Annotated in this window: 20 protein-coding genes; 12 read left to right on the top strand and 8 right to left on the bottom strand. The window is 72.3% G+C overall.

Translation table 11 applies throughout. The annotated features are described in order from the left end of the window. Positions 1 to 9: 9 nt before the first annotated feature. A complete protein-coding gene (locus tag ACGF3J_RS22220) occupies positions 10 to 1626 on the bottom strand; it encodes a PucR family transcriptional regulator (protein ID WP_161325964.1) in 1617 nt (538 codons plus the stop codon). Between the two features lie 223 nt (positions 1627 to 1849). On the opposite strand from ACGF3J_RS22220, the gene ACGF3J_RS22215 reads away from it, so the two are divergent. The 4 genes from ACGF3J_RS22215 (at position 1850) to ACGF3J_RS22200 (ending at position 10204) form a co-directional block, all read left to right on the top strand. Next, the gene (locus ACGF3J_RS22215; RefSeq protein ID WP_393854516.1) at positions 1850 to 3118 is read left to right on the top strand and encodes an aspartate aminotransferase family protein; all 1269 of its coding nucleotides are present in this window, start codon (positions 1850 to 1852) and stop codon (positions 3116 to 3118) included. A gap of 382 nt (positions 3119 to 3500) precedes the next feature. Beyond that, positions 3501 to 4940: an NAD-dependent succinate-semialdehyde dehydrogenase gene (locus ACGF3J_RS22210; protein WP_161332680.1), complete on the top strand. Its 1440-nt coding sequence runs from the start codon at positions 3501 to 3503 to the stop codon at positions 4938 to 4940. 57 nt (positions 4941 to 4997) lie between these two features. Beyond that, a complete protein-coding gene (gene argG, locus ACGF3J_RS22205; protein WP_125490728.1) occupies positions 4998 to 6443 on the top strand; it encodes an argininosuccinate synthase in 1446 nt (481 codons plus the stop codon). Positions 6444 to 6814: 371 nt separating this feature from the next. After that, positions 6815 to 10204, top strand: a complete 3390-nt coding sequence (locus ACGF3J_RS22200) for a CARDB domain-containing protein (RefSeq protein ID WP_393854515.1) — start codon at positions 6815 to 6817, stop codon at positions 10202 to 10204. A 64-nt stretch (positions 10205 to 10268) separates the two neighbouring features. On the opposite strand, the gene ACGF3J_RS22195 is transcribed toward ACGF3J_RS22200, so the two are convergent. Then, positions 10269 to 12530: a hypothetical protein gene (locus tag ACGF3J_RS22195; RefSeq protein ID WP_393854514.1), complete on the bottom strand. Its 2262-nt coding sequence runs from the start codon at positions 12528 to 12530 to the stop codon at positions 10269 to 10271. Between the two features lie 146 nt (positions 12531 to 12676). After that, positions 12677 to 14122, bottom strand: a complete 1446-nt coding sequence (locus ACGF3J_RS22190; protein WP_161332289.1) for a glyceraldehyde-3-phosphate dehydrogenase — start codon at positions 14120 to 14122, stop codon at positions 12677 to 12679. A 141-nt stretch (positions 14123 to 14263) separates the two neighbouring features. Between ACGF3J_RS22190 and ACGF3J_RS22185 the strand changes: the two genes are divergently transcribed. After that, entirely contained in the window at positions 14264 to 14734 is a 471-nt protein-coding gene (locus ACGF3J_RS22185) for an SRPBCC family protein (protein ID WP_161332288.1), read from the top strand. 116 nt (positions 14735 to 14850) lie between these two features. Continuing rightward, positions 14851 to 15261 (top strand): SseB family protein, encoded by a 411-nt coding sequence (locus ACGF3J_RS22180; RefSeq protein ID WP_161332287.1) that lies wholly within the window; start codon positions 14851 to 14853, stop codon positions 15259 to 15261. A 60-nt stretch (positions 15262 to 15321) separates the two neighbouring features. Here the strand turns inward: ACGF3J_RS22180 and ACGF3J_RS22175 are convergent, their stop codons facing one another. Next, on the bottom strand, positions 15322 to 15726 hold the full coding sequence (locus ACGF3J_RS22175; RefSeq protein WP_161332286.1) for a MarR family winged helix-turn-helix transcriptional regulator: 405 nt from the start codon (positions 15724 to 15726) through the stop codon (positions 15322 to 15324). A 181-nt stretch (positions 15727 to 15907) separates the two neighbouring features. Between ACGF3J_RS22175 and ACGF3J_RS22170 the strand changes: the two genes are divergently transcribed. From ACGF3J_RS22170 to ACGF3J_RS22155, 4 genes are read left to right on the top strand one after another with little or no spacing between them, the layout of a single operon-like run. Further along, a complete protein-coding gene (locus ACGF3J_RS22170) occupies positions 15908 to 16195 on the top strand; it encodes a helix-turn-helix domain-containing protein (RefSeq protein WP_161332285.1) in 288 nt (95 codons plus the stop codon). Positions 16196 to 16242: 47 nt separating this feature from the next. After that, positions 16243 to 16662, top strand: coding sequence for a CrcB family protein (locus ACGF3J_RS22165; RefSeq protein ID WP_161332284.1), 420 nt, complete (start codon positions 16243 to 16245; stop codon positions 16660 to 16662). Continuing rightward, positions 16659 to 17033, top strand: coding sequence for a fluoride efflux transporter CrcB (gene crcB, locus ACGF3J_RS22160; RefSeq protein ID WP_161332283.1), 375 nt, complete (start codon positions 16659 to 16661; stop codon positions 17031 to 17033). The genes ACGF3J_RS22165 and crcB overlap by 4 nt, the downstream gene beginning before the upstream one ends. A 39-nt stretch (positions 17034 to 17072) precedes the next feature. Further along, a complete protein-coding gene (locus tag ACGF3J_RS22155; protein ID WP_161332282.1) occupies positions 17073 to 17909 on the top strand; it encodes an undecaprenyl-diphosphate phosphatase in 837 nt (278 codons plus the stop codon). 12 nt (positions 17910 to 17921) lie between these two features. Here the strand turns inward: ACGF3J_RS22155 and ACGF3J_RS22150 are convergent, their stop codons facing one another. From ACGF3J_RS22150 to ACGF3J_RS22135, 4 genes are all read right to left on the bottom strand, one after another. Continuing rightward, positions 17922 to 18980: a fatty acid desaturase family protein gene (locus ACGF3J_RS22150; RefSeq protein ID WP_393854513.1), complete on the bottom strand. Its 1059-nt coding sequence runs from the start codon at positions 18978 to 18980 to the stop codon at positions 17922 to 17924. 106 nt (positions 18981 to 19086) lie between these two features. Beyond that, positions 19087 to 20268: a D-alanyl-D-alanine carboxypeptidase family protein gene (locus ACGF3J_RS22145; protein WP_161332281.1), complete on the bottom strand. Its 1182-nt coding sequence runs from the start codon at positions 20266 to 20268 to the stop codon at positions 19087 to 19089. A gap of 144 nt (positions 20269 to 20412) precedes the next feature. Continuing rightward, positions 20413 to 21552, bottom strand: a complete 1140-nt coding sequence (gene rho / locus ACGF3J_RS22140; RefSeq protein WP_161332280.1) for a transcription termination factor Rho — start codon at positions 21550 to 21552, stop codon at positions 20413 to 20415. Positions 21553 to 21928: 376 nt separating this feature from the next. Further along, positions 21929 to 22339: a nuclear transport factor 2 family protein gene (locus ACGF3J_RS22135; protein WP_125490715.1), complete on the bottom strand. Its 411-nt coding sequence runs from the start codon at positions 22337 to 22339 to the stop codon at positions 21929 to 21931. A 71-nt stretch (positions 22340 to 22410) separates the two neighbouring features. Between ACGF3J_RS22135 and ACGF3J_RS22130 the strand changes: the two genes are divergently transcribed. After that, positions 22411 to 23013, top strand: coding sequence for a PadR family transcriptional regulator (locus ACGF3J_RS22130; protein WP_161332279.1), 603 nt, complete (start codon positions 22411 to 22413; stop codon positions 23011 to 23013). Positions 23014 to 23017: 4 nt separating this feature from the next. Further along, on the top strand, positions 23018 to 23743 hold the full coding sequence (locus ACGF3J_RS22125) for a class I SAM-dependent methyltransferase (protein ID WP_161332278.1): 726 nt from the start codon (positions 23018 to 23020) through the stop codon (positions 23741 to 23743). Positions 23744 to 23745 lie beyond the last annotated feature (2 nt).

The following is a 23745-nucleotide window of genomic DNA, read 5'->3' as shown; positions in this document are numbered from 1 at the left end:
GCGCCCGGGTCAGCCGCCCCGCAGCACATCGAGCGCCTGGAGCGCGACGTGGAGTTCGGTGCGCTGCTCGCCGGACTCCAGGTCGCGCCCGAGCAACCGCTCGATCGTCCGCAGCCGTTGGTAGACGGTCTCCCGGGACAGCCCGGCCGACCGGGCGGCGACGGTCTTGTTGCCCGCGGCGTCCAGATAGCCGCGCAGGGTCGTCACGAGGTCGGTGCCGTGCCGGGCGTCGTGGTCGAGCAGCCGGCCCAACTGCCGTTCCGCGTAGTCCTGGACCCGGGTGTCGTCGCGCAGCGCGAACAGCAGCCGGCCCAGGCCGACGTCCGCCCGTTCGTGGAAGGAGCGGTCCGGCGGTGGGGGCCGGCCCGGCTCGGTGGCCTCGGCCACCCGGGCCGCCTCGCCGAAGGAACGCGCGACGCCGTCGAGATCCGGGGCGGGGGAGCCGACGCTCACGACAGCGTCCGGAGCGGCGTCCAGCACGCCCCGGCTCAGCCGCTCGACGGCCTCCCGCCAGGGCGGCGACGGGCGCAGCGCCAGCATGACACCCAGGCGGGTGGGGGAGAGCAGGCCGACGAGCGCCCGCGACCCGGACGTGCTCAGCTCCTCGGACAGCCGGGCCTCGGCCGTCGAGGCGTCCTCCTCTCCCGGGAGGTCCGCGAGTACGGCGACGAAGCGGGTGTCCGCCGCGGGCAGCCCGAGGGCCGCGACCCGGGCGCGCGCGTCCGCCGGGGAGCGGTGGCGCCGCTCGGCCAGGTCCCGCAGGGCGGTGCGGTGGGCGCTGCGCTCCCAGGGCGTGGCGTGGGTGAGACGGGCGATGGTGAGGGCCATCGCGGTCCGCTCCAGCACGGTGACGTCCTCGGGTCCAAAGGCCCGGCCCCCGCCCGGCAGCATGACGACCCGCCCCCAGCCCTCGCCCCGGTACTCCACCGGGGCCACGAGCCACCCCTCGGGACCCGCCAGGCCCGTGCGGTCGGTCGCCGGTGTGGTCCGGGAGCGCCGCTCCCATCCGCTGAGCGCGGCCTGCGCCGTACTGCCCGAGGGCTCGCAGACCAGGGCCCGGTGGACCAGGTTCTCCAGCACGACCGTGCGTCCGCTCATCTCCGCCGCCGCGCGCACCACGTCCTGCGGACCGGCGCCGCGCAGGGTGAGCGCGGTGAACGCCTCGTGGACCCGCTGCGTCCTGCGCATCGCGTCCGCCTGGCCGCCGAGGATCAGCGCGTGGACGACCTGCGTGACCTCCAGGAAGTTGACGTCCCGCGCGAGCGTGACGAGGGGCAGCCCGCGCGCCCGGCACGCCTGGACCAGTGCGTCGGGCGGCCGGTGGTAGCGGCGTACCAGCTCGATGACCAGGGCGGCTGCACCGACGTCGGCGAGTTCGTCGACGTAGCGGCGTACCCCCGCCGGGTCCTCGGGCAGGGGCATGCCCGTGGTGAGGACCAGTTCGCCGCCCTTGAGGAACGACGCCGGGTCCGTCAGCTCGGTGACGTGGACCCACCGGACCGGGCGGTCCACGCGGTCGGCGCCGGTGACCACCCGCGGCTCGCCCCCGGCCAGCACCGGCAGGGCCAGCACGTCCGCCACCGTGGGCGGGCGGCCCTCCGGACCCGGGTGCCGGTTCTCGCTCACGGTGCCTCCCTGTGCCCCTGGTCACTCTGACAAGCCTCCTTGACCTGCGCAAGAGCGCTCAGAGGGTCGCGCGGGCGCGGTCCGGCGGCGCGCGCGGCGCCGCACGGTTGACACATCGTCCGGATACCGGGCCCGAGCCGGACAGATCACGCGTTGGCGGGCCCGCCCCGGCGGGAAGGCTCGGGGCACCGCAGCAGACCGACGATCACGCCGGGAGACGAGCATGACCGCACTGTCGCCGCACCTTCGCCAGGCAACGCCCGTGGTGGCCGTCCGGGGCGAGGGCGTCCACATCCATGGCGAGGACGGCCGCCGCTATCTGGACTTCACCGCCGGCATCGGCGTCACCAGCACCGGACACTGCCACCCCAGGGTGGTGGCCGCCGCCCAGGAGCAGGTGGGCACCCTGGTCCACGGCCAGTACACGACCGTCATGCACCAGCCGCTGCGGCGCCTCGTCGACAAGCTCGGCGAGGTCCTGCCGACCGGTCTGGACAGCCTGTTCTTCACCAACTCCGGCAGCGAGGCGGTGGAGGCGGCGCTGCGCCTGGCCCGCCAGGCCACCGGCCGCCCCAACGTGCTGGTCTGCCACGGCGGATTCCACGGCCGCACCGTCGCCGCCGCGTCCATGACCACCTCGGGCACCCGCTTCCGGTCCGGCTTCTCGCCGCTGATGAGCGGCGTGGTCGTCACCCCCTTCCCGACCGCCTTCCGCTACGGCTGGGACGAGGAGACCGCCACCCGCTTCGCCCTCCAGGAGCTGGACTACACCCTCCAGACGATCACCTCGCCCGCCGACACCGCCGCCGTCATCGTCGAGCCGGTCCTGGGCGAGGGCGGCTACGTCCCCGCGACCCGCGCCTTCATGGAGGGCCTGCGCGAGCGCGCCGACCGCCACGGCTTCCTCCTGATCCTGGACGAGGTGCAGACCGGCGTGGGCCGCACCGGCCGCTTCTGGGGCCACGAGCACTTCGGCGTCACCCCCGACATCCTGATCACTGCCAAGGGCCTGGCCAGCGGCTTCCCCCTGTCCGCGATCGCGGCCTCCGAGGAACTGATGGCCAAGGCGTGGGCGGGCTCGCAGGGCGGCACGTACGGCGCCAACGCGGTGGCCTGCGCGGCGGCCTGCGCCACCCTCGACGTCGTCCGCGACGAGAAACTGGTGGAGAACACGGAGGCGATGGGCGCGCGCCTGCGCCGCGGTCTGGAGGAGGTGGCGGCGCGGACACCCGCCATCGGGGACGTGCGGGGCATGGGGCTGATGCTGGCCAGCGAGTTCGTCACCGAGAGCGGGGACCCGGACCCCGGGACGGCCGCCCGGGTCCAGCGGGCCGCGGTCGACGAGGGCCTGCTGTTGCTGCTCTGCGGAGCCTGGAACCAGGTGGTCCGGATGATCCCCGCGCTGGTGATCGACGAGACGGCGGTCGACGAGGGCCTGCGGGCCTGGTCCGCCGCCGTCGAGGCGGGCACGTCGGGGGCGGCGGACCGGTGACCGGACGGCCGCCGTCGTCGTGAGGCGGGCAGGCGCTCCGGTGCCCGGGCCGACCGGGTCCGGCCGTCGGGGCTGGCACGTGGGGCGCGGCGGACCGGGTCCGCCTGCCGAGGCCGGGGCACCGGGAGCGGCCGACCGGTGACCCGACGGCCGTCGCCCGCGCGGGGAGGGCGGGCGGACCCGCTCCGGTGCCCGCGCCGGCCGGGTCCGGCCGTCGAGGCCGGCACGTGGGGCGCGGCGGACCGGGTCCGCCTGCCGAGGCCGACCCACCGGGAGCGGCCGATCAGTGACCCGACGGCCGCCGCCCGCGCGAGGCGGGCGGGCGGACCGAGCACACGCAGACCGAGCCCGGCCTCCGGGCCGGGCGACCAGGAGGGACCCCATGACCGACACACCGACCCAGCTCTTCATCGGCGGCGCGTGGACGGACGCGGCGGACGGCGCAGTCCTGCCCGTGGACGACCCCGCGACCGGCGAGACCGTCCGCCACGTGGCCGACGCCGGACCCAAGGATGCCCGGCTCGCCGAGGACGCCGCCGTCCGGGCGCAGGAGGCGTGGGCCCGGACGGCACCGCGGGCGCGCAGCGAGATCCTGCGCCGGGCCCACGAGATCGTCCTGGAGCGCACGGACGAACTCGCCCGGCTGATGACCTCCGAGATGGGCAAGCCGCTGGCCGAGGCCCGGGGCGAGGTCGCCTACGCCGCCGAGTTCTTCCGCTGGTTCTCCGAGGAGGCGGTCCGGATCGACGGCGGCCACGGCCTCCTTCCCGACGGGCGCAACCGCATGCTGCTCTCCCGGCGCCCGGTCGGGCCCTGTCTGCTGATCACCCCGTGGAACTTCCCGCTCGCCATGGGCGCCCGCAAGATCGCCCCGGCGATCGCGGCCGGCTGCACGATGGTGCACAAGCCGGCCCCGCAGACCCCGCTCTCCAGTCTGGCCCTGGCCGCCATTCTCAAGGAGGCCGGAGTGCCGGACGGGGTGCTGAACGTCGTCCCCACCTCCAGGGCGGGAGAGGTCTGCGAACCGCTGCTGCGCGGCGGCCGGATCCGCAAGCTGTCCTTCACCGGCTCGACCGCCGTCGGACGGCTGCTCCTCGCCCAGTGCGCGGACACGGTCGTCAGGACCTCGATGGAGCTGGGCGGCAACGCGCCGTTCATCGTCTTCGACGACGCGGACCTGGACGCCGCCGTGGACGGCGCGATGATCGCCAAGATGCGCAACATGGGCGAGGCGTGCACCGCCGCGAACCGCTTCTTCGTGCACCGCCCGGTGGCCGAGGAGTTCTCGCGGCGGCTGGCCCGGCGGATGGAGGCGCTGGTGGTGGGCCCGGGCACCCGGGACGGCGTCGACGTGGGCCCCCTCATCGACGCCGCCGGACGCGCCAAGGTCGAGGAACTGGTCGCCGACGCGGTGGAGCGCGGCGCCCGGGTGCTGGTCGGCGGCCGGACACCCGAGGGCCCCGGCTGCTTCTACCCGCCCACCGTGCTCACGGACGTCTCCCCGGACAGCGCGCTCATGGACACGGAGATCTTCGGCCCCGTCGCGGCGATCCTCACCTTCGACGACGAGGACGAGGTGGTGCGCCGCGCCAACGACACCCCCTGGGGCCTGGTCGGCTACCTCTACACCGAGGGCCTGGACCGCGGGCTGCGGGTCAGCGAACGCCTGGAGACCGGCATGGTCGGCCTCAACACCGGCCTGGTCTCCAACCCGGCCGCCCCCTTCGGCGGCGTCAAGCAGTCGGGCCTCGGCCGGGAGGGCGGCAGGGTCGGCATCGACGAGTTCCTGGAGTACCAGTACGTGGCGCTGCCGACCCGCTGAGGGGGAGATCGAGCGAGAGACTTTGCATGGTCATGCGTCATCATGCATACTCTTCCTATGTCCAAGGTCCTCACCTCCCTTCCCACCGGCGAGCGCGTCGGTATCGCCTTCTCGGGCGGCCTCGACACCTCGGTCGCGGTCGCGTGGATGCGTGACAAGGGCGCCGTGCCCTGCACGTACACCGCCGACATCGGCCAGTACGACGAGCCCGACATCGCCTCGGTGCCCGACCGTGCGAAGACCTACGGCGCCGAGATCGCGCGCCTGGTCGACTGCCGCGCGGCGCTGGTGGAGGAGGGCCTGGCCGCGCTCACCTGCGGGGCGTTCCACATCCGCTCCGGCGGGCGCGCCTACTTCAACACCACGCCGCTCGGCCGCGCCGTCACCGGCACGCTCCTGGTGCGGGCGATGCTCGAGGACGACGTCCAGATCTGGGGCGACGGCTCCACGTTCAAGGGCAACGACATCGAGCGGTTCTACCGGTACGGCCTGCTCGCCAACCCCCAGCTGCGGATCTACAAGCCGTGGCTGGACGCGGACTTCGTGACCGAGCTGGGCGGCCGCAAGGAGATGTCGGAGTGGCTCGTCGCCCACGACCTCCCGTACCGGGACTCCACCGAGAAGGCGTACTCCACCGACGCCAACATCTGGGGCGCCACCCACGAGGCCAAGACGCTGGAGCACCTCGACACCGGCGTGGAGACCGTGGAGCCCATCATGGGCGTGCGGTTCTGGGACCCGTCCGTCGAGATCGCGGCCGAGGACGTGACGATCGGCTTCGACCAGGGCCGCCCGGTCACGGTCAACGGCAAGGAGTTCGCCTCCCCGGTCGACCTGGTGATGGAGGCCAACGCCATCGGCGGCCGGCACGGCATGGGCATGTCCGACCAGATCGAGAACCGGATCATCGAGGCCAAGAGCCGGGGCATCTACGAGGCCCCCGGCATGGCCCTGCTGCACGCCGCGTACGAGCGTCTGGTCAACGCCATCCACAACGAGGACACCCTCGCCCAGTACCACGCCGAGGGGCGGCGCCTGGGCCGGCTGATGTACGAGGGCCGCTGGCTCGACCCGCAGTCGCTGATGATCCGGGAGTCCCTGCAGCGCTGGGTCGGCTCGGCGGTCACCGGCGAGGTCACGCTGCGGCTGCGCCGGGGTGAGGACTACTCCATCCTCGACACCACGGGCCCGGCCTTCAGCTACCACCCCGACAAGCTCTCGATGGAGCGCACCGAGGACTCCGCGTTCGGCCCGGTCGACCGGATCGGTCAGCTCACCATGCGCAACCTCGACATCGCCGACTCGCGCGCCAAGCTGGAGCAGTACGCCGGCCTCGGGCTGATCGGTACCGCCACCCCGACCATCGGCGCGGCCCAGGCCGCCGCGACCGGGCTGATCGGCGCCATGCCCGAGGGCGGCGCCGAGGCCATCGCCTCGCGCGGCCAGGTCTCCGCCGAGGACGAACTGCTCGACCGCGCCGCCATGGAGTCCGGCACGGACTGATCCGTCCCCTCCGGGGACCTCGCAACGGCAAGGGCCGGCTCGACGCCTCACGGCGTCGAGCCGGCCTTTCTGTTTCTCGCCTCCGTGCGCGACTTGCGTGGCCGACAAGCTTCGAACCGCCCATCCATGCCAGCTGATTCATCCCCGCGCAGCTCAACCCGTACGCAAGCACGACGCAAGCTGGGCAAGTCAATTGCGTGCCAACTCCCGCCTTGAACACGACCGTTGACAAACTGGTGACGCGCTAGAAACCTGATGACGCACTTTCCGCAAAGAATCGACTGTCCTGCTCAATTGGCGCGCAGGATCGGTGCTCTCCCTCCCTGCCGGACTGTCGCGCTCACCGCCTCCCCACGGAACAGAGGACCCCCATGAGATGGAGATCTCTCGGCCGACGGTCGCTGCCCGGCGCCGCCGTAGCCGGGCTGATGACGGTCGGGCTGCTGCCGCTGCCCCTGGCCGCCACCGCGCAGGCAGCCCCGGCGAAGGCCGCCGCCGACGTCAACCTGGCCCTCGGCCGCCCGGCCAAGGCGGGCGGCTCGCACGGCGCCTACCCCGCGGGGAACGCCACCGACGGCACCCAGGCGACCTACTGGGAGGGCCCGGCCGGTTCCTTCCCCCAATGGCTCCAGGTCGACCTCGGCACCGCCCGCGACGTCGACCGGGTGGTGCTCAAACTGCCCGCCGGCTGGGAGAGCCGCAGCCAGAGCCTCTCCGTACGGGGCAGCACCGACGGCTCCACCTTCCGCACCCTCGCCGCCGCGGACGCACGGGCGTTCAGCCCCGAACGCGCCAACACCGTCGCCGTCGACCTCGGCACCTCCGCCGACGCCCGCTACATCCGCGTCGACATCACCGGCAACACCGGCTGGAACGCCGCGCAACTGTCCGAACTGGAGGTCTACGGCGACGAGACCGACCCGGGCCCGCCGCCCACCGGCACCAACCTCGCCCGCAACAAGCCGGTCGAGGCCACCTCGTCGACGCAGTCCTACGTCGCGGCCAACGCCACCGACGACTCCACCTCGACGTACTGGGAAGCCGCGGGACACCCGGCCGACCTCACCGTCAAGCTCGGCGCCGACGCGGACGTCAGCGGCGTGGTGGTCAAACTCAACCCCGACCCGGTGTGGGCCGCGCGGACCCAGAGCATCCAGGTCCTCGGCCGGGCCGCGGGCGCGAGCGGGTTCACCTCGCTGCGCGACCGCGCCGACTACGCCTTCAGCCCCGGCCAGGCCAACACCGTGAGCATCCCGGTCAGCGGCCGGATGGCCGACGTGCGGCTCAGGTTCTTCTCCAACACCGGGGCGCCCGGCGGCCAGGTCGCCGAGTTCCAGGTCCTCGGCACCGCCGCGCCCGCGCCCGACCTCACGGTCACCGGCCTCGACTGGTCGCCCGCCGCGCCCTCCGAGCGCGACGAGGTCACCGTGAACGCCACGGTCCGCAACGCCGGCACCGCGCGCTCGGCCGCGACGACCACCGAGGTCACCGTGGAGGGCACGGCCGCCGGCAGCGCCTCCGTCCCCGCGCTCGACCCCGGCCAGTCCGCCGACGTCGCCGTCTCCACCGGCACCCATGCGGCGGGCAGCTACGCGGTCGCCGCGGTCGCCGACCCCCGCGACACCGTCGCCGAACTCGACGACACCAACAACAGCCGCACCGCCACCGACCGGCTGGTCGTCGGCCAGGCACCCGGCCCGGACCTCGAGGTGCGGTCCATCACCACGAACCCGGCCAACCCGGCCGTGGGCGCCGACGTCTCCTTCACCGTCGCCGTGCACAACCGCGGCACCAGCGCCGCCGCGGCCGGTTCGGTGACCCGGATCCAGGCCGGCTCCACCACCCTGAACGGCACCACCGGCCAGGTGGCCGCCGGAGCCACGGTGAACGTGCCCGTCAGCGGCACCTGGAAGGCGACCGGCGGCGGCGTCACGCTCACCGCCTCCGCCGACGCCACCGGCGTCGTCGACGAGACCAACGAGAACAACAACGTGCTCGCCAAGTCCCTCGTCGTCGGACGCGGCGCCGCCGTGCCGTACACCGAGTACGAGGCGGAGGACGGCCGGTACGACGGCACACTGCTCACCTCCGACGCCAAGCGGACCTTCGGGCACACCAACTTCGGCACCGAGTCCTCGGGCCGCGAGTCCGTCCGGCTCGACTCCACCGGCGACCACGTCGAGTTCACCTCCACCACGCCCACCAACTCCATCGTGGTGCGCAACTCCATCCCCGACGCCCCGGGCGGCGGGGGAGCGGACGCCACCATCAGCCTCTACGCGAACGGCCAGTTCGTGCAGAAGCTGAACCTCTCGTCCAAGCACAGCTGGCTGTACGGCAGCACCGACGACCCCGAGGGGCTCACCAACCGGCCCGGCGGCGACGCGCGGCGCCTGTTCGACGAGTCCCACGCCCTGCTGAACAGGACCTTCCCGCAGGGCACCGAGTTCCGCCTGCAGCGCGACGCGGGCGACACCGCCGCCTTCTACGTCATCGACCTGATCGATCTGGAGCAGGTCGCGGCCCCCGCGGCCAAGCCGGCGAACTGCACCTCCATCACCCAGTACGGAGCCGTCCCCGGCGACGGCCTCGACGACACCGACGCCATCCAGCGCGCCGTCACCGCCGACCAGAACGGCCAGATCGAGTGCGTCTGGATCCCGGCCGGACAGTGGCGCCAGGAACAGAAGATCCTCACCGACGACCCGCAGAACCGCGGCCAGTTCAACCAGGTCGGCATCCGCGACGTCACCATCCTGGGCGCCGGCATGTGGCACTCCCAGCTCTACACGCTGACCCCGCCGCACGAGGCGGGCGGCATCAACCACCCGCACGAGGGCAACTTCGGCTTCGACATCGACGACAACACCAAGATCTCGGACATCGCCATCTTCGGCTCGGGCACCATCCGCGGCGGCGACGGCAACCACGAGGGCGGCGTCGGACTCAACGGCCGCTTCGGCAAGGACACCAAGATCACCAACGTCTGGATCGAGCACGCCAACGTCGGTGTCTGGGCCGGCCGCGACTACTCGAACATCCCCGAGCTGTGGGGCCCCGGCGACGGCCTGGAGTTCACCGGCGTACGCATCCGCAACACCTACGCCGACGGCATCAACTTCGCCAACGGCACCCGCAACTCCACCGTCTACAACTCGTCCTTCCGCAACACCGGCGACGACGCGCTCGCCGTGTGGGCCAGCAAGTACGTGAAGGACACCTCCGTGGACGTCGGCCACGACAACCACTTCCGCAACAACACCATCCAGCTGCCCTGGCGGGCCAACGGCATCGCGGTGTACGGCGGTTACGGCAACACCATCGAGAACAACGTCATCTCCGACACCATGAACTACCCCGGCATCATGCTCGCCACCGACCATGACCCGCTGCCCTTCTCCGGACAGACCCTCATCGCGGGCAACGCCCTGCACCGCACGGGCGGCGCGTTCTGGAACGAGGACCAGGAGTTCGGCGCCATCACCCTGTTCGCGCAGGGCCAGGACATCCCGGGCGTGACCATCCGGGACACCGAGATCCTCGATTCGACCTACGACGGCATCCAGTTCAAGACGGGAGGCGGTGCGATGCCGGACGTGAAGATCACCAACGTCCGCATCGACAAGTCCAACAACGGCTCCGGCATCCTCGCGATGGGCGGCGCCCGCGGCAGCGCGACCCTCACGGACGTCACGATCACCAACTCGGCGGAGGAGGACGTACAGATAGAGCCGGGCTCCCAGTTCAAGATCAACAGGTAGACCCCGGTCCGGCGGCACCCGCCCGGCGACGCGGAGCACCACCGCGTCGCCGGGCTCCGTGCCGTCACCGAACCGGCGCGCCGTCCCGCACCGGCGGGACCCCCGCGCGCAGCCGGTCCGGCGACCGTTCGACCGGGTCGCGGGCGTCGTCCTCCAGCCGCTCTGCGTTCAGCTCCTCGACCGCGCCCAGCGCGTCGCCGATCGTCGCGTAGTCCACGGCGATGAAGTTGACGGGTCTGCCGCGCTGCCGCTCGCAGTTGTGCGCCCGCTCCAGCACCCGCTCCCGGGAGTTGACGGTCCCGGCGTCCAGCCGCAGCCCGCCGCCGGCCGTGACGAAGTGGTTGAGCAGGAAGAGCCGCTTGTCCGAGCCGCCCCGGTTCGGCACGCAGGACATCTCGTCCGGGCTGCGGAAGGCGAAGGGCGTCTCCATGCCGTACCGGTAGAGGTTCCGGTACCAGGGCGCGGGGCCGTCCGCCTGCTCCGCGAACACGACCAGCCGCCTGCCGCTGTCGATCATGTCCTTGAGCTTCGGCCAGGGGCGGTCCGGGTCCGGGTCCGGCCGGTACAGCAGATCGGCGAGCCCGGCCTGGAGCAGGGCGTCCTGGGTCGTCACCGGATCCAGGCCGTCCTGGAGGATCAGGGTGACCACCTCGGTCGGGTTGTCCCGCAGCCAGTCACCGATCTGGCCCAGCGTGGGGACCAGTTCCAGCGCCCCGGCACCGCACACCGAGTGGCACAGCCACAGACCCGGGTGCGGCGGGTTCACCCGCCCCAGGATCCCGGTCAGCCGCCGGCGCAGGTCGGGGGAGAAGTCCGAGGTGCTCAGCCGGTCCGCGACCTCCTCGGGCCGCTCCCACTCGTGGGTGTCCAGCAGCAGGACGCGCACCCCGGCGCCCAGCTGGCCGACGATGTCCGGGTCCTGCAGCGGGCCGATGAACCGGTCCGCGGTCGTGGCCATCGCGTTGTGCGAGGCGAGCTGGGCGATCTCGTCGTAGCGGGCGTCGCACAGCTCGGCGCTGCCCTGGCAGATGCGCGGCGAGGAGCCGGTGATCGCCACCGGCGCCACCATCGTCCCGACGAGCGCGCAGGCGGTCACGGCGAAGGTCAGCGTCGGACCGTGCCGCGGGTCGGTGAGGACCGGCACGCTGGGCCGGGTCTCCCAGACCCAGCCCACGAGGATCAGCAGGGCGCCGGCGGCGAGCAGGATCACGGCGACGACCACGGCGGTGGTCAGGAGCCGGTCGAGCGCGGTGGCCTGGACGTCGGCGAGCAGGCCCGAGGCCGCCGGTGGCCACGACGGCGGCCGGCCGAACAGCGTGTCGCGCAGGGTGAGCCGCAGTCCCAGCACGGTCAGCGCCAGCAGCGCCGCGGCGGCCGCCGGTGCCCAGCCCAGCGGCATCAGCCGGCGCCTGGCGGGCCCGGGCGTGGAGAGCCACAACAGGGTGAGCGCGGCGGCGCCGAGCACGGCCGCCGCCGGTTCCACCACCTCCTGGAAGAGCCGGGTCACCGACCGGGCGCGGTCCACCGGAGCCAGCGCCTCGGCGGCGGGGTCGACGTCGACCGAGACGACCCAGGTGCCCTGCCTCGCCTCCCTCAGCAGTTCGGTGGCGGCGTCCCGGACCTGGTCCGTCAGGACGACCGGCGCGATCGCGGCCAGTGCCGAGGCGAGGTCCCCGCGGTCCAGGGCCGTCTGTACGCTGGGCCGCAGGCCCGCGCGCTCGGTGCTGGGCAGCAGGGGCATCAGCGCGTCCGTGGCCGCGACCGCCTGGCTGTGCGAGAGCGGCAGTGACGGCAGTCCCTCCAGCGGTGCCTCACCGGCCACCACCCGCGCCGCCAGTTCGGACATGCGCTGTACGAAGGCCTGGAAGTCGGGTTCCGACCGCTCCTGGAGCGCGGCGACCGCATCACCGAAGTAGGCCTGGCTGAGCCGTTCGACGTTCGCGACCACGGGCTCCAGGTCGACCGTGATCCGCAGTCGGTCGCGGTCGCCCTCCAGGTAGTGGACCACCTCGGCGATCTGACGGTCCCCCATGGTCCGCAGGGTCTCCGGCGGGATCACGACCTTGAGGTTCGAGGTGACGGTCGACTGCGGCACCGGGAGCCGGTCCAGCAGCTCGCTGGTGAACGGCGTACTGCCCGGGTCCACCAGTACCTCGTCGTAGAACCGCTGGTAGGCCCGCTCGTCCTCCAGCACCTGGCCGTAGAAGCCCGGGTCGAGCACCGTGCTGCGGATGACGGCCGCCGCGGCCAGGACGGTCAGGCTCAGCACCGCCACGCACCAGGTCAGCACCCCGACCCAGGGGGAGCGCCGTACCAGTGCGTCCATGGAGCCATTCTCGTTTCAGCCGGCCGTCGTGCCACGCGGGGCGTCCGGGCGGGAACGCCATCACACGCATGCCCGGGCCGCGGCCGGCTGATGCCCGAGGGGGCGGCGGGAACCGTGTCCCGCCGCCCCCTCGCGCGTACTCCGGATCAGACCGCCGGGGCCGGGTACGTCGGGTACTCCACCCCGGAGACGTGCTGCACGACGCGGACGACCTGGCAGGAGTAGCCGAACTCGTTGTCGTACCAGAGGTAGAGGATCGCGTTGTCGCCCTCGACCTTGAGCGCTCCGGCGTCGACGATCGAGGCGTGGCGCGAGCCGATGAAGTCGCTGGAGACCGCGTCGGGCGCGCTGATGAAGTCGATCTGGCGCTTGAGCGGCGAGGTCAGCGACACCTCGCGGAGGTGGTCGAGCACCTCCTCGCGGGTGGTCTCGCGGGCGAGCTGGAGGTTCAGGATCGCGATGGACACGTCCGGCACGGGCACGCGGACCGAGCTGCCGGTGATCCGCGCCTTGAGGTCGGGGAGCGCCTTGGCGACGGCGGAGGCGGCACCGGTCTCCGTGATGACCATGTTCAGCGGCGCGCTGCGGCCGCGGCGGTCCGACTTGTGGTAGTTGTCCAGCAGGTTCTGGTCGTTGGTGAACGAGTGGACGGTCTCCACGTGGCCCCGCTGCACACCGTACTCGTCGGCCATCGCCTTGAGCGGCGGCACGATCGCGTTGGTGGTGCAGGACGCGCAGGACAGGATCCGCTCGTCCGGCTTGATGGTGTCGTGGTTGACGCCGTGCACGATGTTGGGGACGTCGCCCTTGCCCGGGGCGGTCAGGACGACCTTGTCGATGCCGGGGCGCAGGTGCTTCGACAGGCCCTCGCGGTCACGCCACTTGCCCGTGTTGTCGATGAGGATGGCGTTCTTGATGCCGTACGCCGTGTAGTCGACCTGCGAGGGGTCGTCGGCGTGGATCACCTTGATCGCGTTGCCGTTGGCGAGGATCGTGCTGCTCTCCTCGTCGACGGTGATGGTGCCCTGGAACTGCCCGTGCACGGAGTCACGGCGCAGCAGCGAGGCCCGCTTCACGAGGTCCTGGTCGCCACCCCCGCGGACGACGATGGCGCGCAGCCGCAGGCCGTTGCCCGAGCCGGCCTTCTCGATCAGCAGGCGGGCGACGAGCCGGCCGATGCGGCCGAAGCCGTACAGGACGACGTCGCGCGGCTCGCGGCGGTCGATCTTGTTGGCGCCGGTGGCCCCGGCGACGGCGTCGGCGGTGAACTCCTCGATGGTGAGTCCGCGGTCGTCGCCCTTGTAGGTGGCGGCGAGCATGCCGATGTCGATCTGCGAGGGACCGAGGTCGAGGGTGGTGAGTGCCCGGAGGAAGGGCATCGTCTCGGTGACCGACAGTTCCGCGCCGGCGATCTGGCGGGCGAAGCGGTGGGTCTTGAGGATGCTGACCACCGACTTGTTCACCAGGGAACGGCTGTGCAGCAGGATCGTGACGTCCTGCTCCCGGTGCAGCTTCCCGATCATCGGGATCATCGATTCCGCGATCTCTTCGCGGTTCTTCCAGTTGGTGAACGAGTCGTCGTTGACAGTCACGTCTCTATCTTTCGAGCTAGGCGGCGCTCATATGCTAACCCGACCACTCCGTTGATCGATCAAGTGGGCCCCCTTGCGATCAGATGAGTGCGCTTTCCGTGGTGCTTGCCCGGGGGGACGGGCGGGGGAAGGGTGGTGCCCATGCACTCGACCCGCGTCTCCCGTCATGTGAACGCCCCGCGCTCCGCCGTGTACCGCGCGCTGCTCGACCCGGCGGCCGTCGCCGCCTGGCGGGTCCCGGACGGCATGACCGCCCGGGTGCACACGTTCGAGGCCCGCACGGGCGGCGCCTTCCGCGTCTCACTCACCTACGAGACGCCTGCGGGCACGGGCAAGTCGGCCGCGCACACCGACACCTACCACGGGCACTTCGCCCGCCTCGTGCCCGACGAGCAGGTCGTGGAGGTGCTGGAGTTCGAGTCCGCCGACCCCGCGTTCCAGGGCCGGATGACCATGACCACGACGCTCACCGACGCGGGCGGTGGCACGGAGGTGGCCTTCGCCCACGACGGGCTGCCCGACGCGGTGCCGGCCGCCGACAACGAGACGGGTACGCGGATGGCCCTGGCGAAGCTGGCCGCGCTGGTGGAGGCGGCCGAGCGGAAGGACTGAGTCCGGCACCCGCGGCGCACATGATTGCGCCGGGGGTGATCGGGTACGCGAGTCTGGACCGCGTCCGTGCCCATCGTCCGCGCGGGCCGTAGACCGCCGCTATCAGGGAATCTGCCATGGAGACACCCGCGAACGACCACCCCGTGACGCCCGCCCAGCGTGCCCTGGACACACTGGCCGAGAACCCCGGGAACCCCGAGGACACCGCGGCGCTCGACACGCTCGCGAGCAGCGACGTTCTCGTCCCCGTGCCCGACGACACGAACGACCAGGAGGCCGCCGACCCCGGCATGCTGGCACTGCCGGTGCTGGAACAGCAGGGCGGCCGTCAGGTGGTGCCCGTGTTCACCTCGGAGCTGGAGATGGCGGACCTGCTTCCGTACGTCTCCCGCTACCGGATGGTGCCGCTGGGCGCCCTCGCCGCGCAGTGGCCCGCCGACGACCTGTCGCTGTCCATCGACGCCGGATCCGAGCACCGGCTCACCCTGACGTCGGACGGCGTACGCAGCCTGCTGGCGCGCCCCTGAGCCGCTCTTGGTGGGGGTCCGTGCCGTCCCGCCCCGCCGCGACGGTTAAGCCGGCTCCGGTCAGGGGCGCGGCTCGTCGTCGCCGAGCATGCGGGACAGTACGGCCCGCTGCAGCGGCAGTACCTCGCCGTGCAGCTCGCGGCCCCGGTGGGTGAGGGTGACGTACACACCGCGCCGGTCCTCCGCGCACATCGTGCGCTCGACCAACCCGTCCTTCTCCAGCCGGGCGATGAGCCGGGACAGCGCGCTCTGGCTCAGATGGACCCGGCCGACCAGGTTCTGCACCCGGCACTGGGCGCCCTCCTGAGGGCCTTCGGTCACGAGGAGGTCGAGCACCTCGAAGTCGCTCGCCCCCAGACCGTGCGGATGCAGCGCGCGGTCGATTTCGCACATGGTGCGCGCGTGTACGGCGAGGATCTCCCGCCACCGTTCCTCGAGCCGCAGACCGGCCGTCCTGACTGCCATACCTGCACGGTAGCACCGGAAAGCCCGTTCGTTGAGTGTGCAACTAGTGCGCGTGCAAGAAACAAGCAAGCCGGGCTCCGGCGGGTCGGGTACCGGACAAGGAAGGGGACTCCCGGACAGCGGCACCCCGGCTGCGGGACAGTGGACGGGCAGGGACGGGCGGGCCCGGAGGGAGGGCGAGATGCCGAGGACCCCCGCGCACGGCACGCGTCTCGACATCCTGGAATGGCTCAGGGACCCGGTCGCGCACTTCCCGCCGCAGCGCCGTGTGGACGCTGCCGCGCACGGCGTCGCATCCGGCCCGGTCGCCGCGAAGCTCGGTGTGCCCCGCCGGGTGGCCGAGACCCACCTGGCCCTGCTCACCCGCCTCGGCCTGCTGCGCACCCGCAGGATCCGCGGGCGGACGTACTACCGGCGCGACGAGGTGCGCATCGCTGAGGTGGCCCGGATGTTCGAGAAGGGCTGGTAGCCGGGCTACCCTGGCCCCGCCGTAGAGCGAGCGGGAGGCGTACGACGATGACGCAGGGGTGGCGTGTCCAGGCACCCGTAGTCGCGGTCGTGGCCCTCGGCGGTGGTGCGGGCGCCGCGGCCCGCTACGCCGCCGCCCTGTGGTGGCCGACGCGGATCGGCGGATTCCCCTGGACGACCTTCTGGGTCAACGTGGCAGGCTGCGCCGCCATGGGCGTGCTCATGGTGGCCGTGACCGAGGTGTGGGACGCCCACCGCCTGGTCCGGCCCTTCCTCGGCACCGGCGTGCTCGGCGGTTTCACCACCTTCTCCACCTACGCGGCGGACATCCGCGGGCTGCTCGCGGACGGCCACCCCGGCGCCGGTCTGGCCTATCTCGCCGCCACCCCGTTCGCCGCGCTCACCGCGGTGTGGTTCGCCTCGTGGGCGGCCCGCCGGACACTGAAGCGGAGGCGGAGCCCCGGATGAACTGGCTGCTGGTCGTCGTGGGCGGCATGGCCGGAGCGCCCCTGCGCTACCTCACCGACCGCGCGGTGCAGTCCCGGCACGGCTCGGACTTCCCCTGGGGCACCTTCACCGTGAACGTCCTCGGCTCTCTGGTCCTGGGACTGGTCACCGGTGCCACGCTGGCCGGAGCCGTGGGATCCGACCTGCGCCTCCTGCTCGGGACCGGGCTGTGCGGCGCCCTCACGACGTACTCGACCTTCTCCTACGAGACGCTCCGCCTCACCGGGACGGGCTCCCGCCTCCCGGCCGCGGTGAACGTGACGGCGAGCGTGGCGGCCGGCCTCGCGGCGGTGTTCGCGGGGGTGACACTCGCCGACGCGCTCCGAGTGTGACGGGAGGTGCTCGCCCGCGTGTAGTAGGAAGTGGGTCTCATGAGCGCCATCAGCATCGGTCAGGCCATCGTCCTCGGAGCCGTCGAGGGGGTCACCGAGTTCCTGCCCGTCTCCTCCACCGGCCACCTCAAGATCGCCGAGGGGCTGATGGGCATCCCCGTGGACGACCACTCCGTCATCGGCTTCTCGGCGGTCATCCAGGTCGGCGCGATCGCCGCCGTGCTCGTCTACTTCCACAAGGACATCGCCCGGATCCTCTCCGCGTGGGTGCGCGGGCTGCGGGACCGGGAGGAGCGGTACCACCACGACTACAAGTTCGCGTGGTGGGTCATCTGCGCGACGATCCCGATCGTCCTGGTGGGCCTGGCCGCCAAGCCGCTGATCAAGGGCCCGCTCGCCTCCCTGTGGGTGGTGGCCGGCTCACTGATCGTCGGCAGCGGGGTCATGTGGGTGGCGGACCGCACCGGCCGGCACAAGCGGGGCGAGGACGACACCTCGTTCAAGGACGCCATGCTGGTCGGCGGCTCGCAGATCCTCGCGCTCCTGTTCCCCGGCTTCTCCCGCTCCGGCGCCACCATGTCCACCGCCCTGATGCTCGACCTCGACCGGGTCGCCGCCACCCGGCTCTCCTTCTTCCTCGGCATCCCGGCCCTGACCGGCGCCGGTCTGTACGAACTGAAGGACGCGCTGGGCGCGGGAGCGGGTGCCGCGCCCCTGCTGGTCGGCACCCTCGTCTCCTTCGTGGTGGCCTACGCCTCCATCGCCTGGCTGCTGCAGTTCGTCGCCAAGCACTCCTTCAACGCCTTCGTCGTCTACCGGATCGCGGTCGGCGTCCTGCTGTTCGGGCTGCTGGGCGCGGGCGTGCTGCAGAGCTGACCGCCATCGCGCTCAGCGGGAGGCGCGCAGCGGTTCCCCGACGCTCCGCATGTGCCGCAGGGCTTCGCGGTGCGAGGCGAGCAGCCCCGTCTGGTGGTACGGGACGCCCAGCTCGGCGCAGTACCGCTCGGTGATGACCTGGGCCCTGGCCAGCGCGGGGGTCGGCATGCTGGGGAAGAGGTGGTGCTCGATCTGGTAGTTGAGGCCGCCCATGAAGGCGTCGACGAACACACCGCCGCGTACGTTGCGGGAGGTGAGGACCTGGCGGCGCAGGAAGTCCAGCCGCGTGCCCTCCTCGATCATCGGCATGCCCTTGTGGTTGGGTGCGAAGACCGAGCCGAGGTAGATCCCGAACAGGCCCTGGTGCACGGCGATGAAGGCGAGCGCCTTGCCGGGGGACAGCAGCGTGAACAGTCCGCCGAAGTACAGGACGAAGTGCGCGACGAGCAGCGACCCCTCCACCACCGGCCGCTTCATGGACGGGCTGCGCAGCGCCTTGAAGCTGTTGAAACTCAGGTTGAGACCTTCCAGCGTCAGCAGCGGGAAGAACAGGGCCGCCTGGTGCTTCCCGACGAAGCGCGGCAGCCCCTTCGCCCTGCTCGCCTGGCCCCGGGACCACACGAGGATGTCGGGGGAGACGTCCGGGTCCTTCTCCTCGTGGTTGGGATTGGCGTGGTGGCGGGTGTGCTTGTTCATCCACCAGCCGTAGCTCATGCCGAGCAGCAGGTTGGCCACCAGCAGTCCGCCCGCCTCGCTGGGACGCCGGCGGGTGAAGACCTGGCGGTGGGCGAGGTCGTGGGCGGCCAGTCCGAGCTGGCCGAAGACGACGGCCAGCGCCGCCGCGACCACCAGCTGGCTCCAACTGTCCCCCAGGGTGACGAAGGCGGCGACACCGCCCGCGAGCGCGAGGGCGACGGCACCGAAGCGCACCGTGTAGTACAGCGGGCGGCGCCGGAGCAGGTCCGCGTCGGCCATGCGCCGTGAGAGTTCGGAGAAGTCGCTGCCCTTCTCGCGTCGCTGTTCCTCTCCGTGCGCGGGGGAGTTCTCGATGAGCATCGTTGGATTGGCCATGCGGTTCAGTATGTGAACGCGCTACCTGCCGCAGAATGGCGTCCGCCCCCGGAACAGGGGTGTGGCCAGCACCACCCCGCCCCGGGGGTCCTCCTCCCGCTCCTCGTCAACTCCCGTCGTCGCGGACGAGCTTGAGCCGCAGCGCCAGCGCCATGACGCCCGCGCCGAGCCCGGCGACGCCGAGGATGGCGCCGGTCTCCGGCCAGCCCGGCTCGTGCCCGGTGGCCCGCGTCGAGGCGACCGCCACGGGCGCCGCCGCCTCCGAGCCCGGCTGGGGCCGCTCGTCCGGGGGCGTGAGCGAGCCCACCGGCTCGACCAGACCGGACGCCTCGAAGCCCCAGTCGAGCAGCGAACGGGCCTCCTCGTACACGGCGTGGCCGCCGCCCTCCTGCGGGTTCATCACGCTGACCACCAGGGTGCGCCCGTCGCGGTGGGCCGCCGCGATCAGCGTGTTGCCGGCGTTGCTGGTGTAGCCGTTCTTGACACCGATGAGCCCCGGGTAGGGCTCCACACCGTCCGCCCCGGTGAGCAGGCGGTTGGTGTTCATGATTCCGTATGCCTCCCCGTCCCGGCCGGGGAAGAGCGCGTCGACCTTGCCGCAGTACCGCGCGAAGTCCGGGTTGTGCAGCCCCGCCCGTCCGAAGACCGCCAGGTCGTACGCCGACGACACCTGGCCCGGCGCGTCGTAGCCGTCGGGTGAGCGCACCTGGGTGTCGAGGGCGCCGAGGGCACGGGCCTCGGCCTGCATCCGGGCGACCGTGGCGCTCCAGCCGCCGGTGAGCGAGGCGAGGACGTGCACGGCGTCGTTGCCGGAGTTGAGGAAGACCCCGTTCCACAGGTCGGAGACGCGGTAGGTGTGGCCCTCGACGACACCGACCAGGCTGCTGCCCGAACCGATGCCGGACAACTCCTCCGCGCTCACCTCATGGCGGACGCCACCCGGCAGGACCGGCAGCACGGTGAGGGCGAACAGCGTCTTGAGGGTGCTGGCCGGAGGCAGCGGACGGTGCGCGTCGTGGGCGGCCAGCACGTCGCCGCTCCCGGCGTCGGCGACCACCCAGGACAGCGCGGAGACATGGGGAACCCCCGGGGCCTCGGGGCCGGGCCGGACCTGCGTTCCGGAGCCGTACAGCGCCGCGGGCCCCGCCATCGGGCCGGGCGCACCCGGTGGCCCGGGGTCCGGCTGTCCCGTACGGGCGGCCGCGGCGGCGGGCATGAGCGTCAGCAGGCCCGCCACGCAGAGCACGCAAGTGGATCGAGCCGCCCGAGATGAGAATCCGATAGTCATACCGCAAACGTAGGAACGGACGCCCGAACCGCCGCGCTGCCCGGGGCGAGTCGGGCGCGCATGCACCCGTTTGCCGTAAGGCCGGGTTCCTCGGCGTGGCCGGGTGCCTCGGCGGGACCGGGTGGCCCGGTGGGCCAGATACGGTCAGCCGGCCGGCAGGGTGGGCTGGACCTGTCGCAGGAACGTGGCGTTGTCCGGGGTCTGGCGCATCCGCTCCAGCAGCGTCTCCAGGCCGGTCTGCCCGTCGCGGGCCGCCAGCGCCCGCCGCAGCCCGCGCGCGGCGGAGGCCTCGGGGGCGGACAGCAGGAGTTCCTCGCGCCGGGTGCCCGAACCGGCCATGTCCACGGCCGGGAACACCCGGCGGGCGGCGAGTTCCCGGCTCAGCCGCAGCTCCATGTTGCCGGTGCTCTTCAGCTCCTCGAAGTAGAAGTCGTCGGCGCGCGAGCCGGTCTCCACCAGGGCGGTGGCGAGGATGGTGAGGGAGCCGCCCTCCTCCGCCTTGCGGGCCGCGCCGAAGAACCGCTTGGGGCCGAGCAGCGCCCCGGCGTCGACGCCGCCGCTGAGGGTACGGCCGCCCGAGGAGGAGGCGTTGTTGTGCGCCCTGCACAGCCGCGTGAGGGAGTCGAGCAGGATGACGACGTCCTCACCGGCCTCGACGAGCCGCTTGGCGCGCTCGATGACGAGTTCGGCGAGCGCGATGTGCTGCTTGGCGCTCTGGTCGAAGGTCGAGGCGTACACCTCGCCCCGCACCGACCTGCGCATGTCGGTGACCTCCTCGGGCCGTTCGTCGAGCAGCACCACCATCAGCCGGGACTCGGGGTGGTTGCCGGTCACCGCGGCGGCGAGCTGCTGGAGCAGGACGGTCTTGCCGGTCTTGGGCGGGGCGACGATCAGGCCGCGCTGGCCCTTGCCGACCGGTGCGAGCAGATCGGTGACGCGCCCGGTCAGACCGGCCGCGCGGTGTTCAAGCCGCAGCCGCTCGTGCGGGTGCAGCGGGGTCAGGTCGTGGAAGTGCCGGCGGCCGTCCCGGCCGTCGGGCGTACGGCCGTTGACGCGCACGACGTCGGTCAGGGTGCGCCGGTCGCCGCGCACGCCCTCGACCAGGTCGCCCTTGCGCAGGCCGTGCCGGCGGATCAGGGCGGGGGAGAGGGCGAGGTCGTCCGGCCCGGGCTGGAGGCTCGCGCCCCGCAGGCGGCCCTTCCCGCCCGTCTCGATGTCGAGGACGCCGCTCGCGATCTCGGCCGGGGGCTGCTGTACAGGGGGGTGTTCGAGTGTGGTGGTCATGGTGGTCGGTCCTTTCGAGGACACCTGGGCATGGGACATGCGGAAGGAAGGGGAAGGCCGTGCGAGGGGTCGGACGACACGCCTCCGGACGGCGGGAACAGCACCTCGGTGACTGCGGGTACGAAGACCCTGCTCACGAGGTTGTGCTGAGAAGCGGACGCGCCGGTCGCATCGCGACGGGCGGGTCGGCGAACCGAAGGAAACTGGCACCGGCGCCCCAGCGGGGCGTACACAAGTGCTGACCGCACCGTACCACGGGACGTGGTGGGAGGGGCACGGGAATGGGACGAACCTGCGTCCCACACCCGTCAACGCCGCCGGTGCGGTACCTATTCCGGCTTCCGTGATTCCGTGTTCCGCATGTGCCGGGCCGGACTCAGCCGGCCGTACCCGCCTGCGCCTCCTGCGCCTCCTGGGCGATCCGCTCGAACTGCGCGGCCATGGCCGCCTGGAGCGCCTGGGCGCCCGACAGCGGACGCACCATCACCGTCAGCTCGTCGATCCGGCCCGACTCGTCCAGGTGCAGGAAGTCGCAGCCGCCGATCTCCCGGTCGCCCACTCGTGCCGAGAAGACCAGTGCGTGGTCGCGGCCGCCCTCCTCGCCGATGACGCGCTCGTAGCGGAAGTCCTCGAAGACGCGCTCGACCGCGCGCAGGATCGCCGCTGTGATCGCCTTGCCCCGGTAGGGCTTGAACACGACGGGGCTGGTGAAGACCACGTCCTCGGCCAGCAGTGCTTCGACGGCGTCGATGTCGTGCGCCTCGACCGCCGCGCGGAATGCCTGCATCGCAGCCACCTCCTAGTAAAATAATTGAATAGGTGCGGAGTAGATTAGTCCGTGGTTGCTAGCGTGTCGACATGTCTCTCAAGTACGCCGTCCTGGCCGCTCTCCTGGAGGGGGAGGCCTCGGGCTACGAACTGTCCAAGGTGTTCGACGTGTCGCTCGCCAACTTCTGGCCCGCCACGCCGCAGCAGCTCTACCGGGAGCTGGAGCGCCTGGCTGGCGACGGGCTGATCGAGGCACGGACGGTGCAGCAGGAACGCAGGCCCACCAAAAGGCTGTTCTCGCTCACCGAGGCCGGACGGGAGCGGCTGGGCGCCTTCGCCGTCGAGCCGACCCGGCGCCCCACCGCCGTCCGCGACGAGTTCCTGATCAAGATGCAGGCGATGGACGGCGCCGACCCCGACGCCGTCCGCGCGCTGGTCGAGGAGCGCAGGGCCTGGGCCCTGGGCAAGCTCGCCCGCTACGAGCGGGTACGAGAACGCCTGCTGGGCGGACGCACGGAGGAGCGGCACCTCCGCGAGGCCGACCGCGTCGGGCCCTACCTCACCCTGCTCGCCGGCATCACCTTCGAACGGGACAACGCCCGCTGGTGCGAGCGCGTCCTCACCGTGCTCGACGAACGGCGTGCCCCGGCCGGGCCCGCCGGGCAGTCCTCGGGCCTGTCTGACCTAGGCTGAGCCGATGTTCAGCCCCGAAGGCCCCACCCTGCGCGAACTCGCCGTCCAGGCACTGTCGTCGGTCGAGCGAGGCTACGACCTGCTCGCCCCGAAGTTCGACCACACCCCCTACCGGACGCCGGACCGGGTGCTCGACGCCGTGGCCTCGGCGCTGGCGCCGATGGGACCGTTCGGCGCCGGGCTCGACCTGTGCTGCGGCACCGGTGCGGGCGTGGACGTACTGGCCCGGGTGTGCCGGGACAGGGTGACGGGGGTCGACTTCAGCGCGGGCATGCTGGAGGTCGCCCGTCGGCGCCCCGCGCCTCCGGGCCCCGAGGTCTCCTGGGTGCGCGCGGACGCCCGTGCGCTGCCGTTCGGTGCCGAGTTCGACCTCGTGGTGAGCTTCGGCGCGTTCGGGCACTTCCTGCCCCGGGAGCTGCCGGGCCTGTTCGGCCAGGTGCGGTCCGTGCTCCGGCCGGGCGGCCGTTTCGCCTTCCCCGTGGTCGCGCCGCCCCGCCCCGGCTCTGCGGGGTACTGGACGCTGCTCGGCTTCGACGCCGCGATGCGGGTGCGCAACGCGCTGTGGCGGCCGCCGTTCGTCATGTACTACCGGACGTTCCGCCTCGGGGACGTCGGCCGGGAACTCGCGCGCGCGGGCTTCCGGGCGGAACTGCACGACCTGCCCGAGTTCGGCCGGCGGTCCGACGGCAGCCCGCGCGTCCGGCTGGTCACGGCCCGGCGTACGGCGTAGCG

The organism is Streptomyces sp. NPDC048171 (genome assembly GCF_043202655.1).
GTDB lineage: Bacteria > Actinomycetota > Actinomycetes > Streptomycetales > Streptomycetaceae > Streptomyces.
Note: the sequence above shows the minus strand (reverse complement) of the source record. Positions and strands in the feature narration are given on the sequence as shown.